General features: G+C 41.5%; 7 protein-coding genes. 2 read left to right on the forward strand and 5 right to left on the reverse strand.

Annotated features, from left to right (window positions below):
- The 5 genes from ACFWE9_RS14040 to ACFWE9_RS14060 all read right to left on the reverse strand — a co-directional run.
- Positions 1 to 185, reverse strand: a 185-nt coding sequence (locus ACFWE9_RS14040; RefSeq protein ID WP_377357273.1) for a serine dehydratase beta chain, incomplete at its 3' end; no start/stop codon positions are given.
- Positions 186 to 233: 48 nt separating this feature from the next.
- Positions 234 to 1,268, reverse strand: coding sequence for a PTS sugar transporter subunit IIC (locus ACFWE9_RS14045; protein ID WP_230158955.1), 1,035 nt, complete (start codon positions 1,266 to 1,268; stop codon positions 234 to 236).
- Positions 1,269 to 1,682: 414 nt separating this feature from the next.
- Complete coding sequence (locus ACFWE9_RS14050; RefSeq protein ID WP_377357275.1) at positions 1,683 to 6,014, reverse strand: endonuclease; 4,332 nt, start codon at positions 6,012 to 6,014, stop codon at positions 1,683 to 1,685.
- Positions 6,015 to 6,089: 75 nt separating this feature from the next.
- Positions 6,090 to 8,894 carry a bifunctional metallophosphatase/5'-nucleotidase gene (locus tag ACFWE9_RS14055; RefSeq protein ID WP_377357277.1) on the reverse strand — a complete coding sequence of 935 codons (2,805 nt, stop codon included), beginning with the start codon at positions 8,892 to 8,894 and terminating at the stop codon, positions 6,090 to 6,092.
- 418 nt (positions 8,895 to 9,312) lie between these two features.
- Entirely contained in the window at positions 9,313 to 9,732 is a 420-nt protein-coding gene (locus tag ACFWE9_RS14060) for a GyrI-like domain-containing protein (RefSeq protein ID WP_377357279.1), read from the reverse strand.
- A 372-nt stretch (positions 9,733 to 10,104) separates the two neighbouring features.
- Between ACFWE9_RS14060 and ACFWE9_RS14065 the strand changes: the two genes are divergently transcribed.
- Complete coding sequence (locus ACFWE9_RS14065) at positions 10,105 to 10,287, forward strand: hypothetical protein (RefSeq protein WP_230158951.1); 183 nt, start codon at positions 10,105 to 10,107, stop codon at positions 10,285 to 10,287.
- 614 nt (positions 10,288 to 10,901) lie between these two features.
- The gene (locus ACFWE9_RS14070; RefSeq protein ID WP_230158950.1) at positions 10,902 to 11,651 is read left to right on the forward strand and encodes a sulfite exporter TauE/SafE family protein; all 750 of its coding nucleotides are present in this window, start codon (positions 10,902 to 10,904) and stop codon (positions 11,649 to 11,651) included.
- The last annotated feature ends 160 nt before the right edge of the window (positions 11,652 to 11,811 follow it).

The following is an 11,811-nucleotide window of genomic DNA, read 5'->3' on the forward strand; positions in this document are numbered from 1 at the left end:
ACATCCGTACCGTGTCCCCTGTATGTTTTTGCAAAAGAACCATATAAAGAAATAATGGCTTTCTTCGGTTGCTTTCCGAATAGTGTCCTTGCTACCCTGCCAATTCTGGCAGCTCCTGCTGTATGTGAACTGGAAGGTCCAATCATGACGGGACCGATTATATCGAATGCAGATCTGTACTTCATTGTGTAATGCCCCTTTTCCTGGCAAAAGATTCGGCTAACCGTCTTTCATTATGCCGCTTTTTGTTCTTCATTCACCCTTATTTCTGAAACAGTCCTAATCTTATAATTCTTGAATACGAGCGAGCCAAGGAAACCTACCGTTGCTCCAACAACTGCGCATATCCCAGCAGTGATCGTCACTTTTACTGGATCATTGAAACCGTACATGACTGCCAACCCTGCGATAGGTGTTGCCGTCCCTGTTGCATTATTCACTAAACCAAACATGGCCACAACCACACCTGCAGCCGCTCCGCCAATGAAATTGGTGGAATACACAGGAATGGGATTGGCGGATATGATATCTGCTTGTGTCAAAGGTTCAATCGCAACCGCAATTGTAGTACTTCTGTCTCCAAATTTCAAGCGATCGAACAAAACAAAGTTCATGAAAGATGATCCAAATACTGCAAGTGCCCCGATTGCCATAGGAAGTCCCGTCAATCCAAGCATTGCTGTCAATGCCATCGAGCTTAATGGTGCAGTGGCGACGACCGTTATGACCCCTCCAAGAATGATTCCCATCAAGATTGGATTACTGTTTGCCGTTTCCTTAATGATTCCACCGATATTCAAAAGCGTTGCATTCACCAAAGGCGTTAAATTCTCACCAATAAACCGGACGAGCGGCGCTGCAATGATGATGGTAACGATTAAATCCAATCCAGCAGGAACTTTTTTCTCGATGACTTTCACAAGGAAAGCAACAAGATACCCTGCGAAAAATCCAGGCAGCAAACCTAAGCCCGCACATGAAACACCAAGTAATATAGCATATACGGGAGAAACCCCTAGTGCTAATGCAACAAGTGAAGCCGCTGCAACGCCCCCCATGCTTCCTGCCGCATCCCCTACTTCTCCAAGGAATTTAATATTGAATAAATCCCCTCCGACATACCGCTGAAATGCTTCCACTAGAAAAGCGGCAACCGCTGCATTGGCAAGTGCACCCATTGCTTTCATCCCTTTTGGGGCTTTAAAACTGAATAATGAAAATAAACCAAGTACCAATAATAATAAGGCCGTTCCTTTTAAAATTCCCATTAACTTCTCTCCTCTTAGTGATTAGTAAGTATACTTTGACCTAATATTTAAATCGAACTACTAATTCATCTTCAATTTTCCGATTAAAGAACACTCATCGGTCCATTGTTTTTTTTTCGTAGTTGGCTGTCTCTAGTTCTTAATCAATTAAGAATTTCTTACGAAAAATAAGGAATAGAATTAAATTCACTATTATTATATTAAGATAGCTTTATTTCATCTAACAATGTAAACCCTTTCATTTATTTTCTCATATTAACATATATTAGTACTCATACCTACAAAAACTTTTAATTTTTAAAGCGAAAGTAATGATTGATTTTTCAGTATATTACAATAATTAATAACATTACTTACAACAATTAAAAATAAAAAAAAGCAGCCATCAGGCTGCTTTCCCCTTCTATCTCCGATTTAACTCGCTTTTTTCTCATCGTTGGATTTAGCGGCACCCCAAATCTCGGACGCCCATTCAGGATGATCGATGAATGGATTGCGGTTATTCTGCCAATCATAAATGACATCATTACGATGGCTTTCGAAATCGTCGACAGGGTCGAGATCATTCCATTTCAAAAGAGTCGACAGCTTTCCATGAAGCGGCTTCGGATACGTATTGACTGTATCGGATAATTCAAGATCCAACTCACCGTTTCCTTCATAACGGACGGCCATGTAAAATATCATCCGGGCTATATCGCCTTTAACCTGGTCCGGCGGCTCCCATGAATCAGCATCAAACTTACATGCACATCCGCTATATGTTTGACCGCCCTCGTCGAAATCAAGATGGCCCCGTTTGCCATTCACTGATACATCAGCGGGACGGAGGTGATGAAGATCGGTCCCTGGGCCTTTGCTTGTTCCAAAATCACCGTGGGACTTGGCCCATACATGTTCACGGTTCCATTGTCCCGCATTTCCCCCATTAGAGTTCTTCGAAATCGATTTTCCAGAGTAAAGCAAAATGACATTATTGCTGTTATCCGGATCTTCATCCGTTTCTTTAAGGGCATTCCATACTTGATCATAGGATAACATCGTATGACCCTTGATTATCGAATACAGAACCGACTTCAATTCCGTTCCTGTTTTACCTGTTGCCGATTCGTAGTATGATTCAAGCTGCATATCATTCGATACGGTTAAAGTGAAACGGGCAACCACTTCCGATTGTTTGTCCTCAGCCTTGACTGCGACAAGGTATGTTCCCGCTTCATTTGTAGGAAGAGTTAATGTCGAGCCTACAACTGTACCGATGGTGGATGAAAAGGTCAGTGGATCTCCATCCGGATCTGTTACGTGCTCACTCAAATCAATCGTGACCTTGGAACCGACTTTAACTTCTAAATTTGCCAAGTTTTTCGTTACGATAGGTGCTTGATTCTCTCTAGTGTCAAAAGGAGAAGCAATTGCTTCCCCTTTTGAATCGAAAAACTTGATATTCTTCGTGTCGACACCTTCCGTTACAGACCACTTCTGAACATTTTCAGCACCTCTGATTTCTTTTACATTGGCGTTATCAATGATGACTTCCTTCACCGCCATGCCTCCAAAATCAATGACCGCGCCTTCCTTATCCGGTTTGATCGTTACAGTTACATCTTTCAGCCCAAGACCTTTCAGTACAGCATAAGAACCTTTTAGCAAGATGCCTTCTTCGATTTTGGACGTTTCATCAAGATCGATCAAAGCACTAGGTGAATCAATCGTAAGTTTTTTTGTTTTAACGTTCGTTAAATGATACGTTTTGTCTGGAGCAACTGGTTCAACTCCCCCTGATTCAGTTAAAGCGGTTTGAATCAATACAGGATCGTGATCGCTTGCCCGTCCATGCACTTCCATGAAGGATGAGTTAATATGGACAATATCGACTTTCGTTGCAGCCGCCATATTATTTGATACCAGGATATGGTCCAGTACTTGGGAATTACCTTGATATGTGTAAGAATAACGTTTTTCAAAAGGGACCTTCTCGATCATATTGGTTAAGTCTTTACCCTTTAATGTTTTAAGCGGTGCCGAAAATTCATAGTCATTAAAATCTCCAAGCAACACGATATTTGCCTTGGCTTCCTGTGACTTGATATCACTGACAAACCCATTGACGATGGAGGCAATTTTAAGCCTTTGCGTCTCACTTGAAAGCACAGGAGGTTGGTTCTTGCCGAATAATGGCTGGTCGCCGCCCTTTGAATTAAAATGATTGGCCACTACCACTACACTTTCCCCTTTAAATTCGAATTGAGCGGCCAAAGGCTTTCGACTTGAAGTGAAGGCAGAATTAGTAGGCTCGATTCGACCAGGGTTCAAGGTAAGTTTTCCGTCTTTGAAGGCTACGGATTGTGTCGCTGTCCCTTTCGTCCCCTCCGTTAATTTGACACGGTCCACATTATATAAAAAGCCTACACGGATATTCCCGCCAGGAGCCCCGCCATCAAGTTTATCTTCTGGCGCGATATCGATGAATTGATATTGCGGTCCGCCTAATGCTTTTATTTTGTCGGTCAACTTTTTGGCGCTTTGAGCAGAATCCGTTGTCCCGCTATCTGTTGCTCCATCATTATCCTGCATTTCCGTTACGCCGATGATATCCGGCTGTTTAAGGTTAGTAATGATGGATGTTGCAATCGTTTCAACTTTCGCGTTAGCAGTTTGCGTAGAGAAATTTTCTATATTATAGGAAGCAATCGATAGTTTATCGGAATCCTTCTCTAAAGATGTCACTTCCCGAGCCGTACCGCCATCCTTCAACGTTGGCAGCTGGTTTTTATTCGTCAATACCCGATAGTTGCTATACCCATAACTGATGACGCCCGAAACTGGCCCTTCAAAAGAATCCCCTGTTTTCGCTACAAATGATTCATCATCCAAATCCAAAGTAATTCTTTCAGGATTGAAGTCCGTTTCCGTTATTTTGACGCCTTGAACGGCAGTCGTCGTCTCCATATTTCCCGGAATCACGACCAATTCACCGTAGTCTTGTGGTGCAACCACTTTCGGATTATAAACTTGTACGAGCATCCCTTCCAAGCTCTCGTAAAAATCAATACCGTCTTCGTTTGGATTAAAATCCGTCAATCTATCATCATCTATATTTTCAGACGGTGGAGTGACATCTTTACCAATGACAATCGGTTTTGGAATCTCTTTCGTGCCAAGTTTTTCAATGGTCGTATTCGTCAATTCAGTTGTTGGCAGATCCGTCATTTTCATCTCCGAATATCCTTCGATATACCACTCGACGACTTTACCGGCCACTTTGACATGGTCTCCCGCTTTTAGGCCATGTACTTTGCTGTACACAAGTATTCCCTCTGAAGTCGTTAAGTCCTTATCCGGATTCGGATCCTGCATGTAAAAGTTATTCGCATCTTTTACATAAGTGACGACACCTTCCACATCTGAGACGAGTTGATTCTCATACGATGAAAAATGATTCATCCCCTGGATGTCACGTATCTTCAATTCATTGGTTTTGGTAACGGTATAGGCAAATGTAAAAACCTCCGATGTTTTGTCGTTGACAGCGATTGCCTTTATGACCGTATCTTTCATTAAAACAATAGGCTCAGTGTACAAGGTACTTGAAGAAGTCGGAGTGGATCCATCCAGCGTATAATGGATCTTCGCTTCTTTCCAACCCGATTCAAGTGATACTTTTGTATTTTCACTAACCGTACCAGGGAAAATATCCGTGTAAACGGCCGGTTTGTTGACTAGTTCATAATCTTCAATACCACGCGGCTTCAATTGATATGTGTCATTGAACTGCGATGCGATTCCGGTAACGGAAATGACATCGCCTTCCTTAAAGCTCTTCAGGAAGTCATCATAATTCGAACCGTTCCGGTTATCATGACGAACGATCACAGAGTTTCCTTTAGCATCTGTCGCCTTGAATTCAAATGTTCCGTATGTTCCTGATGCTTCCAATCCTGTAATGGTTGCTTCTTCAATCGTTACCAACTCACCTTGTGTATCCCCATTGACGCCGGATGCATCAACTTTTTGGATTTCAGGAAGCTCATTACCTGAAGAGACGACTTCCAAGGAGGTTGGTTGAATTTGTAATTCTTTATTATAAGCGGACACTTGGCCGATTAAACGAACCTCATCCCCTTGCTTTACATCCGCAGGCCATGAAGAAGCATAAACATATAGCCCAGCCGTTTCATCTTGGATATAAAAGCCTTTTCCTCCCCAAAAGCCGAGCCCTGTCGTAACCACCCCATCAACCTGCACGACATCTTCGGTATTCGTACGTGCCTCGGCAATAGACTCCAGAACCTTCACATCAGGCTGTTCAGGAGGTGTTCCTCCATCAGAGATGATGGTGTAATCCGTTGCCGATTTAAGACCAGGTACGGAAAAATATTTTTCCAGTTTTCCCGTGATCGTCACCTGTGCTTTGAGTAATTCCGGATGGTCGACTAGATTCAATGACGTACGAATGTTTCCGGACGGAAGCTGGACAGGCATGATTTTCTTTACATCCGTTTCATCCGGATTATCAGCTATTCCAATATTCGTACTTTCAGTAAAGGGCGATGTTTGTTGATAGCTTGTACCGCTTTTAGCTGTGCCGACGATGCACCCCTTCACCGTCGCCGTTCCACTGTTATTATTAATGGCTTCCGCTACTGTTATTGTCCCTTCTGCTTTCGCATCGGCTGCATATGGCAAAATTGTTGATAGCACGAACAATATAGCAAAGAAAAGCTTGCTTATCCCATTCTTCTTCAAGATCTCAACCCCTCCAACTTTTTACGTACTGCATATTCTAAGGTCCGCCTCAAGCAGCTTTCATTGCGATGCCATTTAAAGAATGGTCTCGCCGTTCACGGTGACACCGCTCATGTTCACGGTTTTCCCATTAAGCCCCGATAAATCCAAATTGCCCTCGACTGTAACATTTGAAAAAGTAAAGCTATCAGGAGGAGTTCCTGTTAATGTAAGATTCCCTTTTACCACTGCATCTTTTAATGAAGCGAAATCCGTGATGTCCACAACCACATTACCTTCATGTGTTTTCGGTGCATCAGCCGTTCCTCCAAAGTCTTTCGCCAATACCACAGTCGGATCTGTAGGGTTTCCGGCCACATCTTTAATGCGTCCCTCGATGCTTGGATCGACCGTTTTCAGACCACTTACATAATCCCGTAGATTTTCCCAATCGGAGAGCCCAAGATCCGTCACTCTTCCTTCTTCATAAGCCTTCTTGAAAACGGTGAATCCATCCCCGCCCTTAGCTGTAAAAGCGTTGGTTGCCACAACATATACCTTCGTTGCATCCAATTCGGAATAAGTTCCATCTTGGCCCAGGACTTCAACCTTGTTCACACGATTGCCTGCTTCCTTCGAACTATCGTAACTGAATTTCATTCCTGATACATGCAGAAAGCCGCCATTTTCCTTAGGTGCCAGGCTTACACTATGCTCTAATGCTTCCGTGATTTCTGCACCCGTCAGCTTCATCGTCGCCAGTGTATTCCCAAACGGTAAAACGGTAAGTATTTCCCCTAAAGTGATTTCACCTTGATCGATAGAAGCACGGATTCCCCCGCCATTTTGGAAAGCGATGACCACATCTTTATTAAACTCTTTTGCTTTACTAAGCATTCCATCCGTAATTAAATTGCCCAGTTCCGTTTCATTTTTACGAACGCTCGGATTCGTTTCAACGCCTCCATCACGCGGACTTTCCAAGGCCTTCACAGCTGTTGCACCTGTCTTCGTTTCTTTCAGCTCCTTAATCTTTGAGGAGTACGTTTCGAGCTCTTCTGCTGCCTCAGCATCATCCTGTTTTTCAGCAAGCTTGATCAGCTTACCAGCTTGTCCGACAATCTTACCTTTCTTATCAAAATTCACATCGACCGTTCCTAAAAAGTCACTATACTGATACCCTTGAACAATGACAGTTGGCTCTTTCGTTTTCCCTTTGTCATCCTTGTCAATAACCACCGGAGCATCTAACTGCGTATGACTATGCCCGCCCACAATCACATCGATCCCTTTGACCTTGGCAGCTAGTGTTAGGTCATTGTCATAAGCTGCATTGTCATCATAACCAATATGGGAGATGGCAACGATCTTATTCACACCCATGCCTTCGAACGCTTCGATCGCTTTTTCGGCTTCTTCAAGATAGTTTTCAAATTCAATACTTCCAGGACTAGAAATATCTTTCGTTTCTTCAGTCGTAAGCCCGAAGAACCCTACCTTTTGACCATCCACTTCTTTCACGATTCCATTGTAGATCTTCCCTTGCTCTGGTTTACTAGAAATCAGATCTGTGAATAGCCCCTTGAACTTATCATCTTTGGAGAAGTCCACATTCGAGCTGACAAACGGGAACTGTGCCCCCTTAACAAAGTCAGCCAATGCTTGATGCCCTTCACCGCTTGATCCCAAATCAAACTCATGATTTCCAAATGTCATGACGTCATATTTCATTAAATTCATGAAGCGAAGATCTGCTTGTCCCTTGAATTCATTAAAATAAAGTGTCCCCGAGAAGACATCACCAGCATCCACCAAAAGGGCTTGCGGCTTTTCCTTACGCACTTCTTTAACAGCTGTCACCCTTTTAGCCACATTGTCGAGGTGGGCATGCGTATCATTCGTATGCATCAAGGAAAGCGTGATGGCCTTCGGCTTTAAAGCTTCTTTAGCAGCAGCCACTTTTTTATCAGCCAGCGCTATTTCCTCTTCGAATTTCTTTCGATCGGAATCCTTGATTCCATTGAAATGAATGGCGGCCCTCGCTTTTTTAGCCGCTTTAATCTGCTCTTTCGTTTTAAGCTCCCCGTTGGCAAGAGCAACATAGGCATTTACCCGTTTTGCCACTTCTTTTTTCTTTTCTGCATATACCGCATCATCATACTTACCTGTCACTTCTTTTACATAAGCATGGATGGCTTTACCGAGCTTTGATGTTTTGCTGACCTTTTTCAACTGTGAAGAAACGGTTTTCATCCGATTGTCCGCGGTCTTTAATTCACCTTTCTTGACCCAGTAAGCTACTTTTTCATAGTAGTACGGCACTTTTAGGTCACCGTTCAAAGCTGTTTTGGTTGATTTAGTGAATTTATCATATAAAAGCTTTTCAATCTTCGCACCGTACACCGTATCTTTAATATCTTTGTCTGTCTTTTTCACGGATTTATCCAATGCATTGTATAGATCCCTGATATCATTGGATTTCTTGGCAATGACCGAATTCGTAAAGGCATTAATCGCCTTATCATGAGCAGCTTTTGCTTTTTCAGCCGCTTTATATCCTTTTACATAGCCTTCTGAACGTGTGATATATTTATCATAGGCCTCGATTTCTTTGTATTTGTCATCTTTTTCTTTTTTGCTTAACATTGATTTTTTTATGGTAGAGTTGATGTCTTTTTTAGCTTGTTTAGCCGACTTGATTTGTTTCTCGACAGTGGACACGGAAGCGAGTTTAGAAGAGTAGAAATAGGTATCGAATGGCTTTTTGATGGTGGCCTTCGCCGTCTTGATTTTACTGTTCAGGCTAGTAGCAGCATCTGATGGTGCCGGAGCTACTGCTACGATCGTTGTCGCGGCCATTACTGTAGCTGATGCAATTTTAAATATTTTCTTTTTCCCCATTAGAGTTTCCCCCCATTAGTTCTATATTGACATAATATTTTGTCAACCTATCCGTGAAATCGACATACTTTTCCAAAAACCTGAATAAGTGTTAATCTTTTTACACAAATCCCCCCTACTTTTTTCCTGTAAAGATTCGTGTATATCCTATATTACAATAAAATAATCCAATTTTAAAATAAATTTACAATATCACACAAATTATTAACAGAATATTTTCATTATACTTAATCCATAATGCCTATTAACCGATTGAAGCTATCCCAATAAAATTATTTAATAGGATAATAGTATGGATATTTATTTAAACTAACTTTGGACTTTATACCTAAATTTACAAACTGTCATAAAAAAAGGGAGATATTCAAATCTCTCCCCAGTCTTTGATTTATGCCATATTGATTCAACATGATGAATTTCAATCTATTTCTGCTTTACCTTCGTTTGACCCACTTTCAATTGGAATTAATATCTCAAACTCGGGATCCTCTGACCCTATCATGTCAATCTTATATAATTCCAACTTTATTGGCAGTTGGTCGTACACCTCCATGTTTTCCTCTTTTAATGGTCGATACCCACACTCTCTAATTCTATCTGATATCATTTCATAAGTGCTGGTTATATCTTCTCCCCTTTCATGTGTATGGCGGGCGTACCAGCGTTCGGGAATGTTCAATGATTCCATGCAATCCGGAACTGGATGGCCAGCAGACACTTCCACTGCGATATAATGCGTGAACCCACCTGGAATATTGTGATAGTCAATACCCAGCAAAACATCGGGATCAATGATAGGTTGAACAAATCTAGCGTTCTCTTTCATTTGGACATGCAAAGCGTGAATGCCGCCTTTTCCCGCTTCTTCAAAAGTGCCCTGCTATTTATAGCCGACAGCATTAAAAGCTGGTTTCTTAATGATTTCCAGTTTTACTCTTGTCATGTTACCACCCCAAAATCCTTAAATATAAATCGATACATACTTATTCTTCATTTTTCTTCTTTTACCTTCGATTAAAAGAAGTTTCTTAGATGATTATAAAAATGAACGGTTCATAAAAAAAGTTGCACCATCTTGAATTAAGTGTAATCTTTTATAAAAACCGAATGAATGCTGGATTTTGGTTTTCCTTAATGAACTAAAGGGGCGGGCTGTACCTTGAATGGTTTTGAAATATTGAATTTACATAATGATCAAGGAGGAATTGAATTGAAAATCGAGCAAAAATTGATACAAGATGCCCACTATCGTAGATTATTTGTTGCTTTATTAATGGTTTCATATTTTATTTTAGACTTCACTTTTATTAAGGGCGTTGTGTTTTCAATTTTTATTGTGATTATTGCTAGTTTGATTAATCTTTTTGATAAGCGTAAAAATGTAAAGAATTAAACAAGGTGTTGACAAGCTTTCCTGCAACCTTGTTTGTTTAGCAACTATCAAGTGAGTTAGCTTAAAAGCTGAACTATCGATCTTTTTTCAAAATCAAGTGTTTTTATTTATCAAATAAGGATTTAATAGGTCTTTTTAAACAAATTTTTTCCAAAGTTACAGCAGATAGGATTCCAGGTCAAATTATTCTCGAAGTCATAGCCTTTCCTGGTACGAAATCCAATGAAAGGCTATGAATATCTCTTTAAAGCTTCTTGCATGGAAAAAATGCCTCCCTAAATGTATTGCCCGTAACATATTTCCGCAAACCATCCTTCGTTACCTCTATTAATCTGTAAGAAAGCCCGCACATCCAATTCAATTAAACAAAGAATCTTCCATCTTTATCAACACATTACATCACAAAATACGCATCCACTTCCCAACCCCAATACCAACCTCCTAGGCAACGAAAATAATCCCACGTACCTCTCCATTAAAAAACATATCAAACGCGTTACAGAGGCGAAATCAAACCTCAAATCACTCGTTCTAAAGCGGGGTTCCATCAAACAAATCCGGTTTGTTATGGTATAATTAAAGAAGGGTAATTTCTTGCTCCAGGAGGTGAAATAATGACGATCAGCAGTATCATATTGGTGGTAGCGGCAGTCTTTATCGGTGCCTTGATGCGGACGATGTTCGGGTTCGGTGAAGCGATTGTCAGCATGCCTCTGCTTGCCTTACTCCACATTCCGCTTAACACTTCGGTTTCCCTGATTGGGCTGGCAGGCCTTACCGTCGCTTCACTAACTGTAGTTAGTGGATGGCGGCATATCGAACGCTCGGTATTAATCAGATTGGCACTCGCAACGGTGATCGGCATACCAGCTGGCCTGGCTTTACTCCATTACGCACCTGCAATGATCATTACTTCTGCACTCGGTGTTTTTTTGATTGTATACGGAGGATACTCTCTCATTAAGCAAAAACTTTTTCAGGTTGTGGATAAACCGTTACTTAACTCAAAGGCATGGGTATGGCCGTTTGGTTTTGCTTCGGGAGCCCTTGGCAGCGCCTATAACTTTAATGGAGTGCCAGTCGTCGTCTATGGAACATTACGAAGATGGAATCCAGATCGATTCCGCGGAACATTGCAAGCCCATTTTCTTATATCCGGAATCCTGGTGGTGACGGGGCATGCGCTAGGCGGACTATGGACAGCCGATTCACTGATCCTTTTCGGCTATTCCATTCCAGCTATATTATTGGCGACAGCTCTTGGAATCTTCATTAATAAGCGAATTCCTGAGAAGAAATTCGAAAGCTATTTATTCTTTATCATCATCGCACTAGGTGTACTGTTATTAATTCCCCATGGCTGAAAACCATTAAAAGCCTGATTCCCCATTGAAAGAAATCAGGCTGTAGTCACTTCATGACAATCCGGATTAAAAAAAAAAAGATGAATGAACCATACCGAGGAGATAAGATTTTGGGATTTATCGGTAAAGAAAAAAACGGTGAGAATCGAAATCTCCAATT

The organism is Peribacillus sp. NPDC060253 (assembly GCF_042727425.1).
Lineage (GTDB): Bacteria > Bacillota > Bacilli > Bacillales > DSM-1321 > Peribacillus.